Source organism: uncultured Comamonas sp. (genome assembly GCF_964277875.1).
GTDB classification, from domain to species: Bacteria; Pseudomonadota; Gammaproteobacteria; order Burkholderiales; family Burkholderiaceae_C; genus Comamonas; species Comamonas sediminis.
The window spans coordinates 173663-198995 of sequence record NZ_CAXYJV010000050.1; the positions used below are offsets into that span (position 1 = coordinate 173663).

Annotated in this window: 24 protein-coding genes and 1 other RNA gene; 15 read left to right on the forward strand and 10 right to left on the reverse strand. The window is 62.0% G+C overall.

Translation table 11 applies throughout. The features are described 5' to 3' along the window. Positions 1-101 precede the first annotated feature (101 nt). The gene (locus ACHWUQ_RS21730; RefSeq protein ID WP_394682421.1) at positions 102-1223 is read left to right on the forward strand and encodes a hypothetical protein; all 1122 of its coding nucleotides are present in this window, start codon (positions 102-104) and stop codon (positions 1221-1223) included. Positions 1224-1327: 104 nt separating this feature from the next. Here ACHWUQ_RS21730 and ACHWUQ_RS21735 read toward each other — a convergent pair whose 3' ends face one another. From ACHWUQ_RS21735 to dnaX, 4 genes are all read right to left on the reverse strand, one after another. Beyond that, a complete protein-coding gene (locus ACHWUQ_RS21735; protein WP_394682422.1) occupies positions 1328-2641 on the reverse strand; it encodes an MFS transporter in 1314 nt (437 codons plus the stop codon). Positions 2642-3003: 362 nt separating this feature from the next. After that, positions 3004-3594: a recombination mediator RecR gene (recR, locus tag ACHWUQ_RS21740; RefSeq protein ID WP_312531497.1), complete on the reverse strand. Its 591-nt coding sequence runs from the start codon at positions 3592-3594 to the stop codon at positions 3004-3006. Positions 3595-3695: 101 nt separating this feature from the next. Continuing rightward, positions 3696-4028 (reverse strand): YbaB/EbfC family nucleoid-associated protein, encoded by a 333-nt coding sequence (locus ACHWUQ_RS21745; RefSeq protein ID WP_239812225.1) that lies wholly within the window; start codon positions 4026-4028, stop codon positions 3696-3698. A gap of 64 nt (positions 4029-4092) precedes the next feature. After that, positions 4093-6354: a DNA polymerase III subunit gamma/tau gene (gene dnaX, locus ACHWUQ_RS21750; protein WP_394682423.1), complete on the reverse strand. Its 2262-nt coding sequence runs from the start codon at positions 6352-6354 to the stop codon at positions 4093-4095. Between the two features lie 155 nt (positions 6355-6509). On the opposite strand from dnaX, the gene ffs reads away from it, so the two are divergent. From ffs to ACHWUQ_RS21810, 12 genes are all read left to right on the forward strand, one after another. After that, positions 6510-6605: signal recognition particle sRNA small type (gene ffs / locus ACHWUQ_RS21755), an RNA gene on the forward strand. Positions 6606-6703: 98 nt separating this feature from the next. Continuing rightward, positions 6704-7015 (forward strand): lipopolysaccharide assembly LapA domain-containing protein, encoded by a 312-nt coding sequence (locus ACHWUQ_RS21760; RefSeq protein ID WP_239812227.1) that lies wholly within the window; start codon positions 6704-6706, stop codon positions 7013-7015. Further along, positions 7005-8171: a lipopolysaccharide assembly protein LapB gene (gene lapB / locus ACHWUQ_RS21765; protein WP_313329790.1), complete on the forward strand. Its 1167-nt coding sequence runs from the start codon at positions 7005-7007 to the stop codon at positions 8169-8171. The genes ACHWUQ_RS21760 and lapB overlap by 11 nt, the downstream gene beginning before the upstream one ends. 420 nt (positions 8172-8591) lie before the next feature. Then, positions 8592-11516 carry a monovalent cation/H+ antiporter subunit A gene (locus tag ACHWUQ_RS21770; RefSeq protein ID WP_312409237.1) on the forward strand — a complete coding sequence of 975 codons (2925 nt, stop codon included), beginning with the start codon at positions 8592-8594 and terminating at the stop codon, positions 11514-11516. A 12-nt stretch (positions 11517-11528) separates the two neighbouring features. Further along, positions 11529-11894, forward strand: a complete 366-nt coding sequence (locus tag ACHWUQ_RS21775; protein WP_021028259.1) for a Na+/H+ antiporter subunit C — start codon at positions 11529-11531, stop codon at positions 11892-11894. Beyond that, positions 11894-13663: a monovalent cation/H+ antiporter subunit D gene (locus ACHWUQ_RS21780; RefSeq protein ID WP_312531488.1), complete on the forward strand. Its 1770-nt coding sequence runs from the start codon at positions 11894-11896 to the stop codon at positions 13661-13663. Before ACHWUQ_RS21775 ends, ACHWUQ_RS21780 begins: the two co-directional genes overlap by 1 nt. Continuing rightward, positions 13660-14148: a Na+/H+ antiporter subunit E gene (locus ACHWUQ_RS21785; RefSeq protein WP_239812230.1), complete on the forward strand. Its 489-nt coding sequence runs from the start codon at positions 13660-13662 to the stop codon at positions 14146-14148. The genes ACHWUQ_RS21780 and ACHWUQ_RS21785 overlap by 4 nt, the downstream gene beginning before the upstream one ends. Further along, on the forward strand, positions 14145-14423 hold the full coding sequence (locus ACHWUQ_RS21790; RefSeq protein ID WP_182322531.1) for a K+/H+ antiporter subunit F: 279 nt from the start codon (positions 14145-14147) through the stop codon (positions 14421-14423). Before ACHWUQ_RS21785 ends, ACHWUQ_RS21790 begins: the two co-directional genes overlap by 4 nt. Beyond that, positions 14420-14797 (forward strand): monovalent cation/H(+) antiporter subunit G, encoded by a 378-nt coding sequence (locus ACHWUQ_RS21795; protein ID WP_239812231.1) that lies wholly within the window; start codon positions 14420-14422, stop codon positions 14795-14797. The genes ACHWUQ_RS21790 and ACHWUQ_RS21795 overlap by 4 nt, the downstream gene beginning before the upstream one ends. Before the next feature lie 136 nt (positions 14798-14933). Further along, on the forward strand, positions 14934-16754 hold the full coding sequence (locus ACHWUQ_RS21800) for a peptidase M14 (protein ID WP_394682424.1): 1821 nt from the start codon (positions 14934-14936) through the stop codon (positions 16752-16754). A 69-nt stretch (positions 16755-16823) separates the two neighbouring features. Then, positions 16824-17207, forward strand: a complete 384-nt coding sequence (crcB, locus tag ACHWUQ_RS21805) for a fluoride efflux transporter CrcB (RefSeq protein WP_394682425.1) — start codon at positions 16824-16826, stop codon at positions 17205-17207. 145 nt (positions 17208-17352) lie between these two features. Continuing rightward, the gene (locus ACHWUQ_RS21810; protein WP_239812233.1) at positions 17353-18216 is read left to right on the forward strand and encodes a TIGR00730 family Rossman fold protein; all 864 of its coding nucleotides are present in this window, start codon (positions 17353-17355) and stop codon (positions 18214-18216) included. Positions 18217-18308: 92 nt separating this feature from the next. On the opposite strand, the gene ACHWUQ_RS21815 is transcribed toward ACHWUQ_RS21810, so the two are convergent. The 5 genes from ACHWUQ_RS21815 to ACHWUQ_RS21835 all read right to left on the reverse strand — a co-directional run bounded on the left by ACHWUQ_RS21815 (position 18309) and on the right by ACHWUQ_RS21835 (position 23190). Next, positions 18309-19010 (reverse strand): ABC transporter ATP-binding protein, encoded by a 702-nt coding sequence (locus ACHWUQ_RS21815; protein ID WP_239812705.1) that lies wholly within the window; start codon positions 19008-19010, stop codon positions 18309-18311. Positions 19011-19018: 8 nt separating this feature from the next. Next, on the reverse strand, positions 19019-19786 hold the full coding sequence (gene livG / locus ACHWUQ_RS21820; protein ID WP_239812234.1) for a high-affinity branched-chain amino acid ABC transporter ATP-binding protein LivG: 768 nt from the start codon (positions 19784-19786) through the stop codon (positions 19019-19021). A 37-nt stretch (positions 19787-19823) separates the two neighbouring features. After that, the gene (locus ACHWUQ_RS21825) at positions 19824-21053 is read right to left on the reverse strand and encodes a high-affinity branched-chain amino acid ABC transporter permease LivM (protein ID WP_373451227.1); all 1230 of its coding nucleotides are present in this window, start codon (positions 21051-21053) and stop codon (positions 19824-19826) included. Further along, positions 21053-21976: a high-affinity branched-chain amino acid ABC transporter permease LivH gene (gene livH, locus ACHWUQ_RS21830; RefSeq protein WP_116927424.1), complete on the reverse strand. Its 924-nt coding sequence runs from the start codon at positions 21974-21976 to the stop codon at positions 21053-21055. Before livH ends, ACHWUQ_RS21825 begins: the two co-directional genes overlap by 1 nt. Positions 21977-22065: 89 nt before the next feature. Further along, positions 22066-23190, reverse strand: a complete 1125-nt coding sequence (locus tag ACHWUQ_RS21835) for a branched-chain amino acid ABC transporter substrate-binding protein (RefSeq protein ID WP_394682426.1) — start codon at positions 23188-23190, stop codon at positions 22066-22068. Positions 23191-23896: 706 nt separating this feature from the next. Here ACHWUQ_RS21835 and ACHWUQ_RS21840 point away from each other — a divergent pair. Next, a complete protein-coding gene (locus ACHWUQ_RS21840; RefSeq protein WP_239812236.1) occupies positions 23897-24121 on the forward strand; it encodes a hypothetical protein in 225 nt (74 codons plus the stop codon). 118 nt (positions 24122-24239) lie between these two features. Here the strand turns inward: ACHWUQ_RS21840 and ACHWUQ_RS21845 are convergent, their stop codons facing one another. Then, a complete protein-coding gene (locus tag ACHWUQ_RS21845) occupies positions 24240-24449 on the reverse strand; it encodes a hypothetical protein (RefSeq protein ID WP_239812237.1) in 210 nt (69 codons plus the stop codon). Between the two features lie 389 nt (positions 24450-24838). On the opposite strand from ACHWUQ_RS21845, the gene ACHWUQ_RS21850 reads away from it, so the two are divergent. Continuing rightward, a complete protein-coding gene (locus ACHWUQ_RS21850) occupies positions 24839-25057 on the forward strand; it encodes a hypothetical protein (RefSeq protein ID WP_239812238.1) in 219 nt (72 codons plus the stop codon). Positions 25058-25333 lie beyond the last annotated feature (276 nt).

Sequence of the window (25333 nt, forward strand, 5' to 3'; positions counted from 1 at the left end):
AGACATCGCTTGCGCCAGTTGCTGGTGAGGCACCACTGATGCATGCCATGGTTCAGCCGTACATGCAACAGACGAGCGCGCCCTCCGCAACCCCATCCTCCTTGGCCACGGCCTTAGTGTTTACGTCGCCTGCCCCCCCGATTGCCTGGCAGCCGATCAAAGATGCCGATGACACCGTCATCGGCCACGAGATATTCAACCGCTCCCGCACCGCGTCGGCCCATACGCTGGAATCCGACCTGGCATTGACCCATGCCGTGCTTTCACATATTGAACCCGCCCCGCTGCTCGGCGACGGGTTGCTCTTTCTGAACACGACCTTCGAGAGCCTGCACGGCAGCCACCTTGATCTGCTGCCCGCGCACCAGATCGTGCTGGAAATACCCTCGCTCGGCCACGCCGCATCGTCTGAAGCCATGGCCCGCCGCCCGGCGCTGGAAGCGTTGCGCGCCAGGGGCTTTGCGCTCGCCTTCAACCATTCCGTGCTCGATTCCGCCTACGCACCCTGGCATGACCTGGTCAATTACCTGAAGATTGACTTTTCGGTGCTGTCGGCCGAGCGTGCCGTGCTGATGCTGCAATGGGCCCGGCGCATCTCCGGCGCGACATTGATTGCCGACAAGATCGAGTCCACCGCACAGCTCCAACTGGCCAAGGAGAACAAAGCCCACCTGTTGCAGGGCTATGCGGTCAGCCGGCCCGAGCCGCTGCCTGCCAGGGTGGTGCTGCCCAGCACGGCCGATGTTGCCGCGCTGGCGGCTGTGCTGAGCAGCCAGGCAGACGCCGGCGCACTGGTGGAGCTGATGCAGCGCCGCCCGGCCCTGCTGTTCAATCTGCTGCGCATGGCGCACTCGCAAGCCCTGGATGGGCGCACGCCTTTCCAGTCGCTGCTGACCTTGATCCAGGCCTATTCGGCCGAACAGCTGAAGGCCTGGGAGACCCTGCTCCAGGCAGTGGCCACGAAGATTCCCCAGCTGCCGCAAATACAGTACTGCGAGAAAGTTTTCCCGCACCAAAGTGCGGAGCTGGCTGCAAAGGCACAGATGCGATGGCCCGACGCCCCGGCAGGCAGCCTCCAGCTGATGGCCAGCGCCTTGCTGCTCGGCCATATGCTGGGTATGACCGTCGCACAAACCGCCGACCAGCTGCTGCCCGGTGCGCTGGCCCAACCGGTGCGCCTGCTGGCCTCCGAGTGGCAGGCCATGCTGCCTGCGCGGGCCTGACCCCGCCCTTCCCGTCATCGCAAAAAAGCCCGGTGCTTGTGCAGCACCGGGCTTTCTTTGGGCCATGCGGTTACCAGCACCTGCAGGTGCTGTAGGCAGCAGGCTTAACCGATCGTGGCATCCAGGTCGTCGTCGTGCGCACGCTCGCGGATGAAGAAGGAGGCGATCAGGCCCAGTGTCACGCCGAACATCACGTAGAAGGCAGGCGACATCGTCGAGCCCGTCGTCTTGATCAACCAGGTCACGATGAACTGCGCAAAACCACCAAACACCATCACGGCGATGTTGTAGGCCATGGACATGCCGACCGAACGCACATGGGCGGGGAACAGCTCTGCCATCACCGTGCTGAAGACGCCGAAAAACACCGACACAAACAGGCAGACCACGACCTGCACCGTCATCAGCTTCGCAATGGTCGGGCCATCGGTCAGCCAGGCGTAGAGCGGGTACAGCACCACCAGGTAACCGAGCAGCGAGCCGATCATCAAAGGACGACGGCCCACGCGGTCCGACCAGGCGCCCATGAAAGGCATCAGCACCACCATCATCGCGGCACCCGCCATCTGGACCATGAAGGTGTCGTGCAGCGGCAGCTTCAAGGTCACGGTGGAGTAGGTCACCAGGTAGGTGAAGGTGATGTAGATCGACACGGTGGCCGTTACCACCAGGCCCATGCCCACCAGGGTTTCACGCGCATGGGTGCGCAGCATCTCCAGTACACCAACTTGTTTGACGGTACCCGCCTTTTGCGCGGCCTGCATCTTCACAAAAGTCTCAGGCTCTTCAACATGGCGGCGAATGTAGATGGCGACTGGCACGATCAACAGACCTACGGCGAACGGAATGCGCCAGGCCCAGGACATCAGTTGCTCCTGCGTGAAAAAGTCGGTAATCAGCGTACCCACCGCCGCACCAATCAGCAGGGCCGCCATCTGGCCTGTCATCTGCCAGGAGCCGTAAAAGCCGCGCTTGCCCTTGGGTGCGAGCTCGATCAGCAGTGCGGTGGAGGTACCGAACTCACCGCCAGCGGCAAAACCCTGCAGCAGACGCGCCAGCACGATGAAGATCGGCGCCCAGATACCCACACCCTGGTAGGTGGGCGCAAACGTGATCAGCGCAATGGCCACCGCCATGATGCCCGTGACCATCACCATCGCGGCCTTGCGGCCCTTGCGGTCGCCATACAGACCCAGCAGGATGCCGCCGACGGGGCGCATAAAGAAGCCTACGCCAAACACGGCCGTGGTCATCAGGATGCGGTTGAGGTCATCACTGGGATCATTGGGATTGGAGGGGAAGAACAGCTTCGCCACGATCGGCGTCATGAAGGCAAAGACCAGAAAGTCATACCATTCAAGCGCGTTGCCAATGACAGCGGCCAGAATATTTCGCTTGGATACAGCAGTAGATTGCACGCAAAAATCCTAAAAAACACGAGGCACAGCCGGCAGCAACACGGCTAGATGCAATAACGTAACGGAAAACGATCTTTGAACGGCTACCACCAGGAAACCGGGCATGCGGCGCAGCAAGGCGAGCAAAGCCAGACTACAGACCGCACCAGGCTGGATTCATGCATGAAATGCATAAATAACCACCGAGATCAGCATTGAATTGTAATGGGTGGAAAACGGCGCGCAGGACGCCAAAGCGGCATTTAGCCTAGGGGTCAGGCGCAGGAAAACCGCTTTTCCCAGCCTGCGGGAAGCGCTAAGGCAGAGACGGCACAACTGTGCTCCGCCGCAAGCGTGTTACCTAGCGCGTGCGCCGTTCGGTTTCAGCGGCGGTCGGCTAACGCATGGGCAATCGTGCCCAGATCCACATATTCCAACTCGCTGCCAATGGGCACGCCCCGTGCCAGGCGCGTGAAACCAATGCCTTTGCGCTGCAAGGCGTCCCCGATCACATGGGCAGTGGCCTCGCCTTCAGCGGTGAAATTGGTGGCCAGAATCACCTCCTGCACCACGCCATCCGTGGCCCGCTGCAACAGCTGCAGCACCCCAATATCGCGCGGGCCCACGCCATCGAGCGGCGACAGGCGCCCCATCAGCACGTAGTAATAGCCTTTGTAGGCGCCGGTGCGCTCCAGTGCAGCCTGGTCCGCCGGTGTCTCCACCACGCACAGGCGAGCGGCATCCCGCCCTTCATCCAGACAGGTGTCGCAAATGCGGTTTTCGGTAAACGTGTGGCAGCGTTCGCAGTGCTGCACACGGCTGCTGGCCTCGTGCAGTGCACGCGAGAGCAGCTCGGCCCCCTCCCGGTCGTTTTGCAGCAGGTGAAAAGCCATGCGGGATGCCGACTTCACCCCCACCCCCGGCAGGCGGCGCAGCGCCTGCACCAGTGTATCCAAGGTACCCGTATCAGACATGGACCAGTCCTTCCGGGCAGTGCATGGGGCAGCCAAGCCCGTGACGGCGCGCGGCTGTCAAGGGCTGGAGAACGCTCAGAGCTTGTGGCAAAACGAAGCGCTTAGAACGGGAACTTCATGCCGCCGGGCAGGCCTGGCATGCCAGCGGTGATCTTGCCCATCTTCTCGTTGCTGGTCTCTTCTGCCTTGCGCACGGCGGCGTTGAAGGCGGCAGCCACCAGGTCTTCGAGCATGTCCTTGTCTTCGGCCAGCAGGCTGGGGTCAATGGTCACGCGCTTGACGTCGTGCTTGCAGGTCATCAGCACCTTGACGAGGCCGGCACCGGACTCACCTTCGACCTCGATGTTGGCCAGGTCATCCTGGGCCTTCTTGAGGTTGTCCTGCATGGCCTGGGCTTGCTTCATCAAACCGGCGAGTTGTCCTTTGTTGAACATGGAAAATCCTTTTGTATAAAAACCTGCGGCAGGTGGGAGCGCCCATCGGCCCGCGAACGCCGCATCATAGAGGCTGAATGCTACCGGGCACTATTTTCGCGCCAAATTGCTGTATCAAAGACTGGACATAGGGATCGTTGCGCACCGTCGCTTCGGCCGCACGCTGGCGCGCCTGCACCGCATGGGCCTTGCGGCGTGCGGGGCAGTCCGTCACGGGGCCAACGGACACCTGGATCTTGCCCACCAGACCAGCGGCCACCAAGGCCGTGCGCAGACGCTCGATCGTGCCAGGCTGCGCCAGCGATTCCAGGTCCACGCGCAGCGACCACACCTCGGCCTCGCGCTGGATCAGCTGGGAGCGCAGCGCCAACTGGCGTGCCACTGCGGTGATGGCCTCGGCCTGCACCAGCCCGGTGACGGTGTCGTTCCAGAAACGGCCCTCTTCGGTGTCCTCGAACTCTGGCGGAACCCGTCCCAGGTTTTCGCCAAAGCTGGCAGCGGGCCGATCCAGTTCGCTGGCCTGCGGCGTTTGCACCGGCAAGGCGATCAGACTCGCGCGCTCTTCAGCCACCACCACCGTCGTCTGCACCGCCACTACGGCATCGGAGCGGCCCGGCAATGCCGGGGGCGCATCATCGGCGTAGGCGTCGATCGGCACTTCGTCGAAATAAGGCGCAGCGGTCTCGTCATCGGCATCGCTGCCCGCGTCCGGCAAGCCATCGTCATCATGGGCTTGCGGTTGCTCCTCCTCCACCAGTTCTTTCTCTGTCTGGGCCGGTGTCGGCGGGTCGATCGCCGCAGGCGCCGGCGCAGCGGCACGGGCCGGAATCAAATCCTCTGCGCTGCGCACTGGCAGCTTGACAGCCTCCACGATAGGCGCGGCTATGTGGTCGGCCCCTGCGGCCCCACCGGAAGCGGGCTGGGCCATCGAGTTGGCCACCACGGCCGGGGCGGGTGCGGCAGTAGTTACCGGCGCAGCAGGCGCGGCAACCGGCTGGGCTACAGCGAGAGGCGCAGGTGCAGCTATGGGCGCAGCCAACGCACTGGCCAACTGCGGTGGTTGAGAAGCTGCGGCTGGCGATGGCGATGGCGATGGCGATGGCGATGGCGGTACTTGCGCCGCTGCAGGCGCAGCGACAGACGCAACGGCAGCCTGGGCCGCCGCCGTTTTGGGTGCGGCAACCGCGCTATTCAGAGTTTTTTTTTCAGCCGAGCCCGCAGGCTTGAAGGCCAGCAGCCGCAGCAGCGCCATCGTCAACGCGGCATATTCATCAGGCGCCAGTCCCAGCTCGCCCCGGCCATGCAGCGCAATGCTGTAGAGCAGCTGGGTCTCGTCCGCCGGCATTTGCTGGGCCAAGCGCAGCAGTTCCTGCTGCTCCCCGTCGTCTTCGCTGGCAGCGGCTTGCGCCTTGTCGGGCACCGCCTGCAACACGGCCATGCGCTGCAGCTGCACGGCCATGTCTTCCAACGTAGACGCAGCCGACAAGCCCTGGTGGCGCAGCTGGTTGACGGTGTCGACGACCTCGGCACCGTCACCACGTGCCAACGCATCGATCAGGCGGAACACGTGGCTGGAATCGACGGCGCCCAGCATCTGGCGCACGCTGGCCTCTTGCAGCTGGCCACCACCAAAGGCGATCGCCTGGTCGGTCAGCGACAGCGCATCGCGCATCGAGCCACGGGCCGAGCGCGACAGCAGGCGCAGCGCCGGTGGCTCGGAGGAAATCTGCTCCTGCACCAGCACGCGTCCCAGGTGTTCCTGGATGGTCTCTGGCGCCATGGGGCGCAGGTTGAACTGCAGGCAGCGCGACAGCACCGTGACCGGCACCTTCTGCGGGTCGGTCGTCGCCAGCACAAACTTCAGGTATTCGGGCGGCTCTTCCAAGGTCTTCAACATGGCGTTGAAGGCGGTGTTGGTGAGCATGTGCACTTCGTCGATCATGAAGACCTTGAAGCGGCCCTGCACCGGCTTGTACACCGCCTGCTCCAGCAGGCCCTGTACTTCGTCGACGCCCCGGTTGGACGCGGCATCGAGCTCGGTGTAATCGGGAAAGCGCCCGCTGTCGATCTCGGTACAGGCCGGGCACACGCCGCATGGTGCAGCCGTGATGCCGCCATGGCCGTCCACCCCGGTGCAGTTGAGCGACTTGGCCAGAATGCGCGAGACCGTCGTCTTGCCCACACCACGGGTTCCCGTGAACAGATAGGCGTGGTGCAAGCGCTGCTGTACCAGCGCATTGGACAGCGCTTGCACCACATGCTCCTGGCCTACCATTTCAGAGAAATTCCGTGGACGGTATTTGCGAGCGAGAACAAGATAAGACATAGCACCGCATTCTACGGTCAGTCGCAGCCATGCACGGCGCTGGCTCCGCGCTGCATGCAATACTTTTAGGCGCCGCACCCTGCCACCTGGACGATCAGGGACTTTTTGGCCCGCCTGGCCGGAACGCATGCATTCTTTAGGTACAATCGGTCCCTGACGGGCCTCCTCGCATGGGGAAGCGGCCAACCGGGTCAGGTGGGGAACCAAGCAGCCCTAACTGTGGATCCAGTGCCGGGGTCAGGCTCGTCACCTTCTTTTGACCAATGCCAGCCTCGTGCTGGCATTTGCTTTTCCAGGCCAGGCGCGGGAATGCACGTAGAATGGCGCCCAAGCCATTCCTGTCACTGCCATGAAATACCTGCTGTGGCTGCTCAAAGCTGTCATCTTCTTCACCCTGTTTGCATTTGCGCTCAATAACCAGCGGGATGTGGTGGTGCACCTGTTCTTCGGCACCCAGTGGCAGGCCCCCCTCGTTCTGGTCGTGCTGCTCGCATTCAGCGCGGGTGTGATTGTCGGCATCATCGGCATGGTGCCGCGCTGGTGGAAGCACCGCAAAGCCGCGCAGCGTGCAGCGGCAGCGCAAACGGCCGCGGCTGAGCCCGCCCTCTCCATCAACGCCCCTGCGGACGAATCCACCCCGCTGCCCCCTCATGGAATTTGACATCTCCTGGATCCTGCTGGGCTTTCCCGCTGCGTTTGTGCTGGGCTGGCTGGCTTCGCGTTTTGACCTGCGCCAGATCCGCCGCGAGAACCGCAGCGCCCCCAAGGCCTACTTCAAGGGGCTGAACTTCCTGCTGAACGAGCAGCAGGACAAGGCCATCGATGCATTTATCGAGGCCGTACAGAACGACCCCGATACCGCCGAGCTGCACTTTGCGCTAGGCAATCTGTTCCGCCGCCGGGGCGAGTACAGCCGCGCGGTGCGGGTGCATGAGCATCTGCTCTCACGCGCCGATATCAGCAAGCCCGAGCGCGAACGTGCCCAGCACGCGCTGGCACTCGATTTTCTCAAGGCGGGCCTGCTGGACCGCGCCGAGGATGCGCTGTCCCGACTGGACGGCACACCCTATGAAAACGAGGCACGCCTGTCGCGCCTGGCCATCTACGAGCGTGCCCACGACTGGCCCCAGGCGGTGCAGATTGCACGCCTGATGCACAGCCACAACCAGGGGGACTACAGTGTGCGCATTGCCCATTACCTGTGCGAGCAAGCATTGGGCCAGCAGGCCCAGGGCCAGCGCGACGCTGCACTGAACCTGCTGCAGCAAGCCCAGTCCGAAGCCCCGCATGCACCGCGCCCCCGCATTGAGCTGGCCCATCTGCAGCACAAGAGTGGACATCCTTCGCTGGCGCTGAGTTCGTTGATCGAACTGGCATCGGTGTCGCCCTCCTCGGTGCCGCTGGTCGCCCCGCTGATGCTGGAGCTGGTCAAGACCGATGAGCGCAAGCCGCAGGTGCGTGCGCTGCTGGAGGCGAACTACCAGAACGCGCCGTCGCTGGATGTGATGGAGAGCCTCGTTCAGATGGACGAGCACGCGATGGTGCCGGACGCGGCGGCGCCTGCCGGGCGTGACTGGTACATCGAGCATCTGCGCCATGAGCCTTCGCTGGTGGCTGCGGGTCGCTGGCTGACCCAGGAAACCCTCAGCCATGAGGAACACCACCCGGCTATCCAGCGCGCATTGGACAATGCCGCCAAGCCGCTGACACGCTACCGCTGCGCCGCCTGCGGTTTTGAAGCGCGCCAGCATTTCTGGCAGTGCCCCGGCTGCCAATCCTGGGACAGCTACCCGCCCCGCCGGGTGGAAGAGCAATAGGACATCCCGGTCGCTTCTGCTAGGATGCGCTGACGCCCTGCCCTGGGGCGCAGGAGCCCTGACATGCCTCGGCACCGGACCCCATGCACCCAAGCCCAGCCCACCATGGAGCGCGCCTCAGCGGCGCGTCGCACGTGCACGTCGCCGGGTGGCTCGCCGCGACGCACCATTTCCCCCCTGATATCCATCCCAGGTGCTGCAGCCCGGCTGCCGTGTTGGCCTATGGCCAAAGGCCTGCCTATTCATGCAAAGCATGCATCGGCCCATGTCCAAAACATCCATCCAGAAACCGCCTTTGCTCGCGCATTTGCAGTCACTAACATAGGGTATTGACTATCGATAAGCCATGACCAATATCCTGAACTTGCTCGGGTTTTAGTAGCAGCTGGGATCGAGCCAGCTTGTAGAATTTACAAAGAAATGGCACTTTCCTACCTGATCCTCCTCCCCTTCATCGGCAGCGCCATCGCGGCGCTGCTGCCTGCCAACGCGCGTAACACCGAGTCCACCTTGGCAGGGGCCATAGCCGTGTTCTGTGTGGTTCAAGTCGCCATGCTTTTCCCGGAAACGCAGAACAATGGCGTGGTGCACCACAACGTGGCCTGGTTGGGCCAGTTGGGCCTGGATCTGCACTTCCGCATGGACGGCTTTGCCTGGATGTTCTCCATTCTGGTACTGGGCATTGGCAGCCTGGTGGTGCTGTACGCCCGCTACTACATGTCGCAAGCCGATCCGGTGCCACGCTTCTTCTCGTTTTTCCTGGCGTTCATGGGCTCGATGATGGGGGTAGTGCTCTCGGGCAACCTGATCCAGCTGGTGTTTTTCTGGGAACTGACCAGCCTCTTCTCCTTCCTGCTGATCGGCTACTGGCACCACCGCAAGGATGCACGCATGGGCGCACGCATGGCGCTGACGGTGACCGGCACCGGCGGCCTGTGCCTGCTGGGGGGCGTATTGCTGCTGGGCCATATTGTCGGCAGCTATGAGCTGGACAATGTGCTGGCGGCGGGCGACCAGATCCGCAACCACGAGCTCTACCGCGTTACGCTGGTGCTGGTGTTGCTGGGGGCACTGACCAAGAGTGCACAGTTTCCCTTCCATTTCTGGCTGCCGCGCGCCATGGCAGCGCCCACCCCCGTGTCGGCCTACCTGCATTCGGCCACCATGGTCAAGGCAGGCGTCTTCTTGCTCGCGCGCCTCTGGCCAGCGCTGAGCGGTACCGAGGAATGGTTCTGGCTCGTCGGGGGTGCCGGCGCGATCACCTTGCTGCTGGGCGGCTACATCGCCATGTTCCAGCACGATATGAAGGCGCTGCTGGCCTATTCGACCTTGTCGCACCTGGGCCTGATCACCTTGCTGCTCGGCCTCAACAGCCCCTTGGCTGCCGTCGCTGCCGTGTTCCACATCATGAACCATGCGACTTTCAAGGCCTCGCTGTTCATGGCGGCCGGCATTGTCGACCACGAATCGGGCACGCGTGATATCCGCCGGCTCTCCGGCCTGCAGAAAATGATGCCGATTACCGGCACCCTGGCGATGGTGGCCAGTGCGGCCATGGCCGGTGTGCCGCTGCTCAACGGCTTTTTGTCCAAAGAAATGTTTTTTGCCGAAACGGTGTACATCAACACCACACCGTTTCTGACCACTGCGTTGCCGGTGGCAGCTACCCTGGCCGGTATTTTCAGCGTCGCCTATTCGCTGCGCTTCACCGTCGATGTGTTTTTTGGCCCGCCTGCCACCGATCTGCCCCATGAGCCGCATGAGCCACCGCACTGGATGCGGGTGCCCGTCGAGCTGCTGGTGCTGATCTGTCTGCTGGTGGGGATCTTTCCGGCCTGGGCGGTCGGCCAGTACCTGGATGCGGCGGCCTCGCCGGTGGTGGGCGGCAGCTTGCCGGAGTTCAGCCTGGCGCTGTGGCATGGCATCAATGCGCCGCTGGTGATGAGCATCATCGCCATGCTCGCTGGCATTCTGCTCTATCTGCTGCTGCGTCTGCTGCGCGCCAAGCAATACCTCGATGATGCACCGCTGGTCGGGCGCATCAATGGCCAATGGGTGTTCCAGGCGGTGATGGCGATCATCACCAACGGTGCGCGCCATCTGCGCCGCTGGCTGGGCACGCGCCGCTGGCAATGGCAGGCGCTGTGGCTGGTGCTGGCGGCATTGCTGACGGCTACGCTTCCGCTGCTGATCCATGGCCTGGAGCTGGGCAACCGTGGCCTGCAACCGCTGTCCCCCGCCTTTGGCATTCTGTGGCTGATCGGCATCAGCTGCTCGCTGGCAGCAGCCTTCCTCGTCAAGTACCACCGCCTGGCGGCGCTGGTCACCTTGGGCGGCGCCGGGCTGGCGACCTGCCTGACCTTCCTGTGGTTCTCCGCGCCTGATCTCGCGCTGACCCAGCTGGTGGTCGAAGTAGTCACCACGGTGCTGCTGCTGCTGGGTCTGCGCTGGCTGCCCAAGCGCGACAAGAAGCTCAAGAAAGTCTCCCAGCAAGGCGCACTGGTCACGCTGCGCCGCTGGCGTGACTTGTTGATCACGTTGCTGGCCGGTGGCGGCATGGCCTGGCTGTCGTTTGCGATGATGAGCCGGCCCTTCCCCGAAAGCACCTCGACCTTCTTCCTGGAGCGTGCGCAGACGGAAGGCGGTGGCACCAATGTTGTCAACGTGATGCTCGTCGATTTCCGTGGCTTTGATACCTTTGGTGAAATCGTCGTGCTCGGCATTGTTGCGCTGACCGTGTATGCGCTGCTGCGGCGCTTCCGCCCGGCACCCGAGGCCATGGACGTGCCCGAGCAGCAGCGCTTTTTGCCAGCTGACTTGCAGACCGACCTGCTCAACCCGCGCAGCGCCACCGATACCGCTGTGGGCTACCTGATGGTGCCCGCTGTGCTGGTGCGTCTGTTGCTGCCGTTTGCCGCCATTGTTGCAATGTACCTGTTCATGCGTGGCCACAATGAGCCCGGCGGGGGATTTGTCGCCGGCCTGACCTTGGCCATCGGTCTGCTGCTGCAGTACATCATCTCCGGTACGCACTGGGTCGAATCGCATTTGCCCATCTACCCGCGCCGCTGGATTGCCGCCGGTCTGCTGTTTGCACTGGGCACCGGTGTGGGCAGCTGGTACTTCGGCTATCCGTTCCTGACCAGCCACACCGCACACCTGACCCTGCCGGTCGTAGGCGAGATCCATATCGCCAGCGCCCTGTTCTTCGATATCGGCGTGTTCTCGCTGGTCGTGGGCTCCACGATGCTGATGCTCACCAGCATTGCCCACCAATCCGTCCGGGGCTTCCGCTACCACGAACGCCAGCAAGGCGAGCGCAGCGACTCGGCATCTCAACCCTAAGGACAATACCAAATGGAAATCGTACTGGCCATTGCCATTGGCGTATTGACCGGCTCCGGCGTCTGGCTGTTGCTGCGCCCACGGACGTTCCAGATCATCATGGGTCTGCTGTTGCTGTCGTATGCGGTCAATCTGTTTATCTTCAGCATGGGCCGCGTAGGCCTGGCAATCGACCGCGAACCGATACTGCAGCCGGGTGTACCGACTGATCTGATGCACTATGCCGACCCCATGCCACAAGCGCTGGTGCTGACGGCGATCGTCATCGGTTTTGCGATGACCGCGCTCTTTCTGGTGGTGCTGCTCGCCTCGCGCGGCATGACGGGCACGGACCACGTGGACGGATCCCTGTCCAATGACGTGCAGGAGGCGCCTTGATGTCGCTGATGACGCTGACTGAGCGCCTGATGCCGCACCTGCTGCTGGCACCGATTTTGCTGCCCATGCTGACCGCAGCCTTGATGCTGACCCTGGGCGAGAAGTACCAACGCACCAAACTGCTGATGAACATCAGCTCCTGCCTGATCGGCCTGGTCATTGCGATGGCGCTGGTCAAATGGAGCAACCAGGATGGCATGGCCACCTCGATGAATGTCTACCTGTCGGGCAACTGGGCTGCGCCGTTTGGCATTGTGCTGGTGCTCGACCGGCTCTCGGCGCTGATGCTGCTGACCACCAGCGTGGTTGCGCTGTGTGCGGTGGTGTATTCGGGCGCGCGCTGGCACCGGGTAGGCGTGCATTTTCACCCGCTGTTCCAGTTCCAGATGATGGGTCTGGCCGGTGCCTTTCTCACCGGCGACTTGTTCAACCTGTTCGTGTTCTTCGAGATCATGCTCGCTGCCTCCTATGGCCTGCTGCTGCATGGCTCAGGCAAGTCCCGGGTTCAGCATGGCCTGCACTACATCGCCATCAACCTGGCAGCGTCGTCACTGTTTCTGATTGGCGTGTCGATGCTCTACGGCATCACCGGCACCTTGAACATGGCCGACCTGGCGCGCATCATTCCGAGCGTCAGCAGCGCGGACCGGGGCTTGCTGCACACCGCTGCCGGCATTCTGGCCACCGCCTTCCTGATCAAGGCAGCGGTCTGGCCGCTGAACTTCTGGCTGGTGCCCGCCTATGGCTCGGCCACGGCCCCGGTCGGCGCCATTTTTGCGCTGATGACCAAGGTGGGCATCTACACGATTGTGCGGCTGTGGACCTTGATGTTCAGCAGCGAGGCCGGGCCATCGGCCCATTTTGGCAGCGCCTGGCTGATCCTGGGCGGCCTGGCCACGATGCTGTATGCGGCCATTTCCATGCTTGGCACGCAGCGCCTGGGCTATGTGGCGGGCTATGCCGCCATCCTGTCCGCAGGCACGTTGCTGGCTGCCGCCGGCTTTGGCCAGAACCTGATGACGAGCGCCTTGCTGTACTACATGCCGAGCTCGACGCTTGCGGTGGCGGCGCTGTTCCTGATCACCGACCTGATCGAGCGATGGCGCACGACCGACGGTGCCAGCGTACGCTTCGAGGATGAGGAGGCGCCGTTCCTGACCGCCGAACTGCTGCCGCGCGATGGTTTCAACCTCGACGAAGACGAGGAAGTGCTGATCGGCCGGGCCATTCCGGCAGCAATGGCATTTCTGGGGCTGTCATTCATGCTCTGCACCTTGGTGATATCGGGCCTGCCGCCGCTGTCCGGCTTCATCGGCAAATTCGCCATGCTCTCGGCGCTGCTCAATCCCCTGGGACTGGGCTCTTCGGCAGGTACGCAGATCGGCTGGTTGGGCTGGCTTTTCATGGGCTTGCTGATCGCCACGGGGCTGATGGCGTTGACCGCCCTGGTGCGGATCGGGATTCGGGAGTTCTGGTCCAGCATCAGCCGCAATACCCCTGAGCTGAAAGTCATTGAAGGCCTGCCGCTAGCGATCTTGCTCGGTTGCTGCATCCTGATGGTGACCCATGGTGCCAGCGTGATGCGCTTTACCCAGCGCGCGGCTGACAACCTCCATTCGCCTGGCAACTATATCCGCGCCGTGCTGGAGACCCATCCCAAGCCCTCCCCCACGGCCAAGCCCGTGGTCGCTCCCGAGATCCCGACCGTGCTCCCTGAGACGGGGTTTGGGCTTGCGCCGCAAGCACCTGCAGGAGGTACCGAGCCATGAAGCGTCTTTTCCCTGCGCCCCTGCTGTCCGTGCTGCTGTGCCTGGTGTGGCTGCTGCTCAACCGCAGCCTCAGCCCCGGGCAGATCATTCTCGGTGTGCTGCTGGGCTGGCTGATTCCGATGCTCACCCAGGGGCTGCGCCCACGCTCGGTCAGCATCAAAAAACCCTGGACCATCATCCGGCTCGGCTTTCGTGTGGCTGCGGATTCGCTGCAATCCAATGTAGCCGTGCTGCGACTGCTGCTGATGCCGGGCAGCCGAAAAAAGCCGGCAGGGTTTGTCCATGTGCCTTTGCAGCTGCGCGACCCCAACGGCCTGGCCGTGCTGGCAATGATCGTCTGTATCACCCCCGGTACCGCGTGGGCCGAAATATCGCGCGACCGCTCCATCCTGCTGCTGCATGTGCTGGAGGCAGACGACCCGCAAGGCGTTATCGACCACATCAAGGCCTTCTATGAACGGCCCCTCATGGAGATTTTCGAATGAACATCATTCTTGCCTGGACCATGCCGGCAGCCCTTTTCATCTTGCTGCTGGCCATGCTGTTCGCGATGATCCGCCTGCTCAAGGGGCCACAGGCCCAAGACCGCGTTCTGGCGCTGGACTGCATGTACCTGATCGGTATGCTCGCGATGCTGGTGCTGGGCATCCACTATGCGTCCGTCAATTACTTTGAGGCCGCGCTGCTCATCGCGTTGTTCGGTTTTGTCAGCTCGACAGCGATGGCCAAATTCCTGCTGCGCGGGGAGGTGATCGAATGACCGAAGTCGACCTGCCCATCTGGGTACAGATCCTCGTGTCGGTGTTGGTGCTTGGCGGCACCTTGATCACGCTGATCGGGGCGCTGAGCCTGTTTCGACTGCCCAGCTACTACGAGCGCGTGCATACACCTTCCATCATCGCGTGCGCCGGCTGCTGGCTCATTGTCTGGAGCTCGGTCTTCTTTTTCAGCCTGCAGTCGCACAAGCCCAGTTTCCACACCTTGCTGATTGCCGTGCTGCTGTCGGTCGCGGTGCCGATCACCAATATCTTCCTGATGCGTGCGGCACTGTTCCGCGATCGGCGCATGGGCAAGGACGTGCCACCCAGCCTGAGCCGCATCGTGTCTGCCAACCCGGAAGGCAACGACGCCTGAGGGCCAGATGGCGATAGCCGGCTAAATAAGACCTTGCCGGATGGAGTGTCAGCGGGAATAAGCGCCGGCGTGCAGCAAGAACAGCGTGCTTGTTCTATGCTGGTGGATCACAAGCATCTACACCGCAGGCCACACCATGACGCTCCTCCTCTCCAGCACCCTAGACCGTACGCTCACCCAGTGGGTGGCAGAGCGCCTGGCCCATCCCCAGCCCGAGTGGTCCTGGCAGCTGTGGTGTTTCGAAGGCGTTGAGGCGCGCCGTGCGGCCGAGCAGATGCTGAGCAAGCGGGGCATCCACGCCCGCATCCGCAGCGCCTACAAGCCCTTGGTGCATGCGGTATTGGAAGACCTCGATACCACCGGGCTGCAAAGCCTGCATCTGCACTACCCGCTCCATGCGGATGCCGCGCCCAATCGTTTCATGCTGGAAGCCTACCCCCTGGCCGCCATGCTGCCGCCGGGGGTGGACCTGCAGATGCAGGCCGGTCAGCACGCCGACAGCTATACGCTGGCGCTACGCTACCAGGACGGGCACACGCAAAACCTGCAGGTGTTCGCGCCCAACCGGTCTTTCCACACCGCACACGGCAGCAGCGGCATCACCCCCTGCGGCTGGCAGCAGGCGCAGGATGCGCAGGGGCGCACCGTGCACGATGCCGCCTTGCAAACCGACTACGAAGCTGCTTACGCCCAAGCCCTGCATGCGATCGAGCACCATGCCTGGCCGCAGAGCGAGCCCTTTTTCGGCCGCCTGCACATTGCGATGCAGTTGACCGGTTTTGAGCAGGAGATTGCCGGCACTGGTGAGACCATGAGTACACCGGAAGCCATGCATGAGGACCTGTATTTCTCGCTGCTCGAGCACTTCCAGAAGCTGTCCGGGCGTGCAGCAGGCGACCGCCGGCTGCAGCCGGGCCAGATCGTGCCCGACATCCGGATCGCCGCACAATCCCATCCGCTTGAACAGACCACCGTGGGCTTGCAAATACACGCACTGGCGCTGTCAGAGCCGTTGCCCACCGCGCCTGAGGGCCTGCCGCCAGCGTTCTTCCGCCCCAACAGCATCGAAGACGCTGCTTTCCATGCGGCGCAGCTGCAGCGTGCCCCCAGCCTGGCCCAGATGGATGCGCTGGTCCAGCCGCTGTTCGCCGCCTATGGCAGCGCCTGCCAGGGCCAAAGCGTACAAGGCCGCCCTATTGCCGCCACCTATAAAAAAGGCAGCGAACACGCGGTGGTACTGAGCGGCGGCCAGCATGCCAACGAGATCTCTGGCGTCACCGGCGCTCTGCGCGGGGCGCTGGCGCTGGCGCAGCAGGCCGACAGCCACTTCGCCTACATCCCCATTGAGAACCCGGACGGCTATGACCTGCACCAGTGGTACTGCGACTACGCACCGCAGCAGATGCACCATGCAGCGCGCTACACCGCGCTGGGCGACGACCTGGCCTACCGCGACCACGCCCCCTGGTACGAGAGCGCACTGCGGCGTGATGCAATTGCCGCCAGTGGTGCGCAGTTGCACCTGAGCCTGCATGGCTACCCCGCACACGAATGGACCCGTCCCCTGTCGGGCTACGTGCCCCAGGGCTTCGACCTCTGGACCATTCCCAAGGGCTTTTTCCTGATTCTGCGCTACCGGAAAGACTGGCAGGCGCAAGCCGAGGCCCTGGCCGAACGGGTGGCGCAGGCGCTGCTGAAGGTGGAAGGTTTGCCGGAATACAACCGCCGCCAGTTGGCGCTGTACCAAAGCCATTCCGGCCGCCAGCCGTTTGAGTTGCGGCACGGTACCCCTTGCTCGATGCAAGTGGACGACAACGGCCTCACGCCGGTAAGCCTGATCACCGAGTTCCCGGACCAGACCGTGGTGGGCGATGCGCTGGTGTTCGCGCATACCGCACAACGCGCAGCCGTGCTGGCCGCCTATGCCGCCTGGCAGGACATCGTGCAGGCGCGCTGACGCATCAAGCGGAGCCTTTCTGCGCTGCATTTCTCCCCAACACAGCGGGGCCCTGCTAAGCTCGCGGGCATGTGGAACGTTCTTAGCATATCGATTGGCGCCTGCCTGGGCGCACTGGCACGCTGGCAGTTGGGCCGCTGGCTCAACCAGCCCCATGCGCTGCTGCCGTGGGGCACCCTGGCGGCCAACCTGGTCGGCGGCTACGCCATTGGTTTGCTGGTGGCCCTGTTCCAGAACTCCCCCGGCATCGACCCGGTCTGGCGCCTGGTGCTGATCACCGGATTTCTGGGTGCACTCACGACTTTTTCCAGCTTCTCCGCCGAGACGGTGTCCATGCTGCAGGCGCAGCGCTATGGTCTGGCGCTGCTGCAGTGCAGCCTGCATCTGCTCGGTTCGCTGGCGTTGACGGCCCTGGGGTTGGCCACCGGCCAAGCCCTCTGGGGTGGGCGCTGAACGACTTTTTTCAACGCATTGCCCCAAGCGCATGCCCAAAACGCTCTATATTCAGTAGCAGCACAGGCCCCGCTTGTGCTGCTCGTGTTTTTTGTGACCGCTGGTGCCTGCCCCGGCGCCGGCATTGTGAAAGCTGGAGAAGACCATGGACGCCAACACCCAACTCGACGAACAAGTCATGGCGCATGACTGGAACCTGTTCGGCGCCGACATGCCGCCCGAGCAAGCCGCCAAACGCGATTCATACCGCCTGGCCTTTGCCGATCCGGAGTTTCTGAGCCGCCGCGAAACCCGCTCGATCCGCTTTCAGCTGGAGATGCTCAAACCCGACCTGGAGCTCACCGCCCAGGGCATCAACAACACCGTGGTGGTGTTTGGCAGTGCGCGTTTCGTAGCCCCCGAAGAGGCGGAGGTACTGCTGGCCGCTGCCCAGGCCCAGGGCGATGCGCAGGCGATAGCTGTGGCGCAGCGCGCCATGGCGACCAGCCGCTACTACGACGCGGCGCGCCGTTTTGCACGCCTGGTCGCCAAGTTCAGCGAAACCCAGAAGCTCGAGGACCGCCTCTACATCTGCACCGGCGGCGGCCCCGGCATCATGGAAGCCGCCAACCGGGGCGCCTCCGAAGAGCATGCACCCAATGTCGGCATGAACATCACGTTGCCCCACGAGCAGTCGGGCAACCGCTACATCACGCCGGCGCTGTGCTTCAAGTTCCACTACTTTGCGCTGCGCAAGATGCACCTGATGATGCGTGCACGCGCCCTGGTGGTGTTCCCAGGCGGCTTTGGCACGATGGATGAACTGTTCGAAGTGCTGACCCTGGTGCAGACCCACAAGGCCAAGGGCGTGCCGATTGTGCTGTTTGGCGTGGACTTCTGGTCGCGCATGCTCAACTTCGACGTGATGATCGAATACGGTACCATCTCACCCGAGAACGTCAAGCTGTTCCACATCACCGACGATGTACATGAGGCCTGCCGCATCATCCAGGCCTACTACCAGCGCTAAGGCAGCGTTCGGCCCCTTAAATAAACCGCTCCTGGCCATGCAGCCAGGAGCGGTTTTGCTTTGTGCAGCGGCATCCTCTGCCGCCGCACCCATCAGCCGCCCAGGTACGCCTTGCGGATGTCCTGGTTGCGCAGCAGGTTGACCCCGGTGTCTTCCAAGGTGACCTTGCCTGTCTCCAGCACATAGCCACGGTCGGCGATCTGCAGCGCCTGGTTGGCATTTTGCTCCACCAGGAACACAGTCACGCCCTGCTCGCGCACGGCCTTGATGATCTCGAAGATCTGCGCGATGATCAGCGGCGCCAGGCCCAACGTGGGCTCATCGAGCAGCAGCAGGCGCGGCTTGCTCATCAGCGCCCGGCCAATGGCCAGCATCTGCTGCTCTCCCCCGGACATCGTGCCGGCACGCTGGTCGGCACGCTCCTTGAGGCGGGGAAACAGACCATAGACATAGTCGATGCCGTGGGCGATCTCCTGCTTGTTCAAGAAGAACGCGCCCATCTGCAGGTTCTCCATGACCGTCAGATCCTTGAACACACGGCGGCCTTCGGGCGATATCGCAATGCCCTTGCGCATGATCAGGTGAGACGACTGCCCCACCAGCTCTTCGCCCTCGAACCTGATCGAACCGGTGGTCGCGCAGGGATTGCCGCAGACGCTCATCAACAACGTGGTCTTGCCCGCGCCATTGCTGCCGATCAGCGAGACGATCTCTCCCTCATTGACATGCAGACTCACATCATTGACTGCACAGATCGCACCGTAATGCGTGCTGATATTCTTGATTTCCAACATCGGCTGCATCAGGACTCTCCCAGGTACGCCTTGATCACGCGTTCGTCATTGCGAATGACCTCCGGCACCCCCAGTGCGATCGGCTTGCCATACTCCATCACCAGGATGCGCTCGGACACCCCCATCACCAGGCTCATGTCGTGCTCGATCAGCAGCACGGTCACACCGTACTCCTTGCGCAAGCGGTCGATGAGGTGCTGGAGCTCCACTTTCTCCTGCGGGTTGAGGCCGGCGGCCGGCTCATCGAGCATCAGCAGCTTGGGCTTGGTGATCATGCAACGCGCGATCTCCAGCCGGCGCTGGTGGCCATAGGCCAGGTTGCCCGCTTCGCGGTTGGTGAAGGCACGCAGGCCCATCACATCCAGCCAGTGCGCAGCTTGCTGCTTGGCGTTCTCTTCCGCTTCGCGGTAGGCCTTGGTCTTGAACAGACCCGACAGCAGGTTGCGCTTGATCTGCTGGTGCTGCGCAACCAGCAGGTTTTCCAGCACCGTCATGCCTTTGAACAGGCGCACGTTCTGGAACGTCCGCACCACGCCATGGTTGGCGACCTCATGGCTGGCCAGGCCGGCAATCGATTGCCCGCCCAGCGAGACCGTACCGGCCGTCGGCTTGTAGAAGCCGCTGATGCAGTTGAACACCGTGGTCTTTCCCGCACCATTGGGGCCAATGATGGCGAACACCTCCTGCGGCTTGACATCGAGTGCGACCTGGTCGACTGCGAGCAAGCCACCAAAGCGCATGCACAGGCCTTCCACCTTCAAGATGCTTTGACTCATAAACACTTCTCCCTGTTTGCGTTTTCCGTGTTTACGGTCATTGCTTCAACTCTTCGTGGTAGCGCTTCATCGGGAACAAGCCCTGCGGACGCCAGACCATCATCAAGATCATCACCAGGCCGAAAATCAGCATGCGGTATTCCGAGAACTCACGTGCGAGCTCCGGCAGCACCGTGATCAGGATCGCAGCCACGACCACGCCAATCTGCGAGCCCATGCCGCCCAGCACCACGATGGCCAAGATCAGGGCCGACTCGATGAAACTGAACGACTCGGGGCTGACAATGCCTTGCCGCGCTGCAAAAAATGCACCGCCAAAGCCTGCAAACATGGCACCCAAAGTAAAAGCGGAGAGCTTGATCTTGGTGGGGTTCATGCCCAGCGAACGGCAAGCCACTTCGTCCTCACGCAGTGCTTCCCAGGCGCGGCCGATCGGCATGCGAATCAAGCGGTTGCTGATCCACAAGGTGACCAGCGCCAGGCACAGCGCCAGCAGGTAGAGGAAGATCACCATGTGCATGGTGTTGAACTCGATACCCATCAGTTGCTGCAAGGTCTGCGCACCCTCTTGCGAGGCGGTACGCGTCAGCTCAAAGCCGAACAACGTCGGTTTGGGAATGCCCGAGATACCGTCCGGCCCGCCGGTGACATCCACCAGATTGACCAGCAGCAGGCGAATGATTTCGCCAAAGCCCAAGGTCACGATTGCCAGGTAATCGCCGCGCAGGCGGAGCACCGGAAAGCCCAGCAAGAAGCCGAACAACGCGGCGGCGGCGCCGGACAGCGGCAACGCTTCCCAGAACGACCAGCCGGCCCAGTGGAACAGCAAGGCATAGGTGTAGGCACCCACCGCGTAGAAGCCGACAAAACCCAGGTCAAGCAGACCGGCAAAGCCCACCACGATGTTCAGGCCCAGGCCGAGCATCACGTAGATCAGCGCCAAGGTGGCAATGTCCACCGCATTGCGGCCACTGAAAAAAGGCCAGGCAATGGCCGCGACAATCACCAGCCACAGCAAGGTCATCCGCATGCGGGTGCTGACCTCGGGCAGGCGCGGCGCCTGCACCCGGGCCATGTGCTTTCCCAGCAAAGGCTTGATCAGCTGCAGCACCAGCACAATGACAAAGCCCCAGATCACCAGGTTCCAGTGCGGCTCGATGTAGTTCTGACCGCCCTTGCGCTCCAGATGCAGTCCGAAAATGGGCATCACCACCAAGGCCGCCAACACGGCCGAGATGATGGCGTTCTTGAAGTTCGCTTTCATCATCAGACCTTCTCCACCTCAGGCTTGCCCAGCAGACCGGTGGGGCGGAACAGCAAAATCAGCACCAGCAGACCAAAAGCAACGATGTCCTTGTATTCCGAAGAGATATAGGCTGCGGCCATGGTCTCGGCCACGCCCAGCAGCACGCCGCCCAGCATCGCCCCCGGAATGCTGCCGATACCGCCAAGCACCGCAGCGGTGAAGGCCTTGATACCGGCGACAAAGCCGATGTAGGGGTTGAGCTTGCCGATCGCCAGCGCAATCAGCACACCGCCTACAGCCGCCAGCACCGCCCCCAGGATGAAGGTGAATGACACGACCTTGTTGGTGTCGATGCCCAACAGGTTGGCCATTTGCATGTCTTGCGAGCAGGCGCGCGATGCGCGGCCCATGCGCGAGTGGCGGATGTAGAAGGTCAGCGCGGCCATCAGCACCACCGCCACCACAATGATCAAGATGCGGGTGTAAGGCACAAAGACCTCGAAATCACCCATGTGAAAGTTGAATGCACCGGGCAGCAGCGAGGGCACGGCCATATCGCGTGCGCCCTGCCCCAGGGCTACCCAGTTCTGCAAGAAGATGGACATGCCGATGGCCGAGATCAGCGCCACCAGGCGCGGGCTGCTACGCAAGGGCTTGTACGCCACCTGCTCCACCACATAGCCGTAAACACCGGTGAGCACCACTGCAACGAGCAGCATCGCACCGATCACCACAAACACCGGCAACCCGCTTTGCGTGCCGATGGCCGACAAGGTCACGAGGCCGATATAGGCCGCAATCATATAAATCTCGCCGTGGGCGAAATTAATCATTCCGATAATTCCATACACCATCGTGTAGCCAATGGCCACGAGCGCGTAGATCGCGCCCAGGGACAGACCATTGAACAACTGCTGTATGAATTGGGGCAAAAAATCGTTCATACCGTACCAACCCAATTCCTTTGGCGCTTGTGGCCGCCAAAATAAAAAAGCATGGCTCTATGTTTTAGAGCCATGCTTTTGTCAAACACTTACTTAGACGCTGGCGACTTGCTGCCATCCTTGTGCCAGTTGAAGACCTGGAAGTCGTAGGACTTCAGGTCGCCCTTGGCATCCCAGGCGAGCTTGCCCAGCGGGGTGTCGAACGTAGCGGTATGCAGGTGCTTGGCCACCTTGGTGCCATCGTTGCCCACGGCCTTGATCGAGTCAGCGATGACCTGCACGGCGGTGTACGAGCCCATCTGGAACGAACCGGAAGGATCGCGCTTCTTGTCCTTGAAGGCCTTGACGATGGCCGCGTTCTTCGGGTTGCCAGCAAAGTCGGCGGGCAGGGTCACCAGCATGCCTTCAACGGCGGGGCCGGCGATCGCATTGATTTCGGGATTGCCCACGCCTTCAGGGCCCATGATGCGGACCTTCAGGCCCTGCTCTGCCGATTGGCGCAGCAGCAGTCCCATTTCTGGGTGGTAGCCGCCGTAGTAGACAAAATCCACACCGGCGCTCTTGAGCTTGGTGATCACGGCCGAGTAGTCGCTGTCACCGGCGTTGATACCTTCAAACAGCGCAACATTGATGCCGTCAGCCTTCAGCGTATCGCGCACGGCCGTGGCAATGCCCTGGCCGTAGGATTGCTTGTCATGCAGCACCGCAACCTTCTTGGGCTTGACGGTCTGGGCAATGAACTTGGCAGCAAACGGGCCTTGCTGGTCGTCGCGGCCAATGGTGCGGAAGACCGACGTGAAGTTCTTGCCTTCGGTCAGCGCAGGCGAGGTGGCCGAGGGGGTCACGACGACCACACCTTCATTGTTGTAGATCGGTGCTGCAGCGATGGCTGCGCCCGAGCATACAGGTCCCACCACGTAATGGATCTTCGCATTGACGACGCGGTTGGCGGCCACAGGGCCCTGCTTGGGTTCGCAGGCATCATCAACGATCACTGCTTCAAGCTTGTTGCCATTGACGCCGCCGGCAGCATTGATCTGCTCGAGCGCCGTATCCACACCCTCCTTGACCATGTCACCGTACTGGGTCAGCGGACCCGTCGCAGGAATGACCACGCCGATCTTGATATTTTGAGCCTGGGCTGCGCCAGCGAGCATGCTGCCGGCCAGACCAAATGCAACCACCATCGAGTTGAGGCGAAACGGTACCTTCATATCGGAATCCTTTTTAATCAAGCTATGGATCGCAGACATTGACAATAGAGCAACTATCAAGTGCGATGCGGAGACAGCATATAGGTCTAATAAACTCTCGCAACAGGGATGCCTAGGATTGCCAAATATGTCACTTATGTGCTAGCAAAAAGTGATTTTTGCACCTAATCAGGGCATTAACGGGCATTCATGCACCAATAATGTGCAAAACACCTTTAAAGCCACCGCGCAAGGCGCTCAGACCCTATACATTCTGATGCATCTAGTAGCATCAATCTGAAATGCCCCAAGCGCCTCCTCGGCATCGGTGCTGTCCCGGCTCCCTTCTCTTGTACTGAGCCCAGCGGCCATCGCAAATTTCAGAACCCAGGCAGCTTCGCCGCGAGAGGCAGCATTGTGCGCGAAAAAGATCCCGCCACGCACAAAACCAGGGCTGTGGAAACCCTGATCTGCAGCCAAGACGCGCGCGCCCGTCCATGCACCTCGCCCGCCTCTGTTACATCTAGCCATGGATCACGCTCGGGAGCTGGTGGGGCCGATAGGCATGCCCATCGAAGACCACCGTAAAGCGTTTGATGTCTAAAGGCTTATTGAATGCTCGACCTACGCACCATCAGAATGTGCTCATTCATTGGTTCTTTAACCATTGCTAACTCAAGCAAAAACCACTTGCACAATATCAATCAGGGATGGAGAATTGTTCAACATGAAAGAAATTAGGTTGATCAATTCCAAGGGCACCGGCGCAGACAACGCCGCTGCTGCCTCTGCCTGGCTGCCCGATGATGTCCACCATCGCCAGCAATTCCTGCAACTGCTGGAGCAGGCCATTGCCGATGGTGGTCCAGGCACCTACCTGCTGCAGACCCGTGGCCAGCATGTGCTGACCGATATTCTCTATCCCAACCGGGCGTTCTGCGCGCCGGTCTGAGCGCTGGGGGTTGGGTCGCACGCCTCAGGCTCTCGGGCAAGGCATGCGGCATGCCTTTTTCGCCGCGCCGCCTCATCGGCTGGGCAGGCTGATACTTAGCTGCGATTGCTGGTAGCGCTCAATCACCCAGCACTACGCCCAGGGCGGCCAGCTTCGATGCCATGACATCGCGCCGGCGCTCGGCTTTCTCAGCAGTGGCCATCGCGGCACGCATGGCCTGAGGGCCTTTGAGCGATGCAACACGCACCAGATCCGTTTTCTTGTTGACCTCGGCCACCAGCTTTTGGTAGCTGGCAATCAGATCCGCATGTTCAGGGGAAGGGCTCACAACAGTTCCTTGTTTTCTACAGCCGCTATTGTCCGGCGAAATGCCAGACTGCCTGTGTCGCTGCGCCATCGGTCATTCCCCGTCCACGGCTGGCCCAGCACCTTCTGTAAGACCATCTCCACGGACCATGTTGCGTGGCGGCCAATTTGCCTGAGCGCCCCCAGGAACCGGTTACAGTGGGGCATAACACCAGGAGGATCCCATGGCCCACAACGCGCAACGCCATCGCTGCCCAGGCCTGCAAGCACATGGAGACCCGCCGCAGGCAGCCCCCTCTCCTTGGCGTTCTCAGCCGACTTAAGCCCCCGCTCCCCCTTCGCCGAGATTTCCCTTTGATTGCCGCTGGCAGCTGACCCTGGTCACGTTGTCATGCCCACCGCTTGATTGTTATGAAAACCATCGACGAAATGCTGAGTCTGGACCTGCTCACCCATGACCAACATGGTGAGATCAGCGCATGGATCGACCAGTCCACCACCCCGGAAGAAATTCTGCAGATGCCCCCGCAGCTTTGGCAAGCCATTGAGCGCGCCAGCCTGGCGATGGGCGTCAACGATGATCTTTTACGTCCGCCGTCGCTCGATGCGGGAAGCTTGCTAGTGAGCTGAGCTTGTCATAGCGCCTCTCGCGGGCAAGGAAGGCGCTTTCTCAGCGGAGTGCGGCCGCTCGTTGGGCAGGCCTGGGCTGGGTAGGCACCAAGCCCTCTGTCCTGGTTCGCCTCGCTGCATAGCGAGGGGTTCGAGTCGCAGTCTGGCTATGTAGAGAGTTCCCACGCCCTCCATATCAATGGGTCCACACCCCTACCCCGCGGCCTTGGCAGTTGATATTTGGAGATGCTCAAGCAGGCAACCGGTATAGCTGATGGTCGGCTGAACATGGGCGCG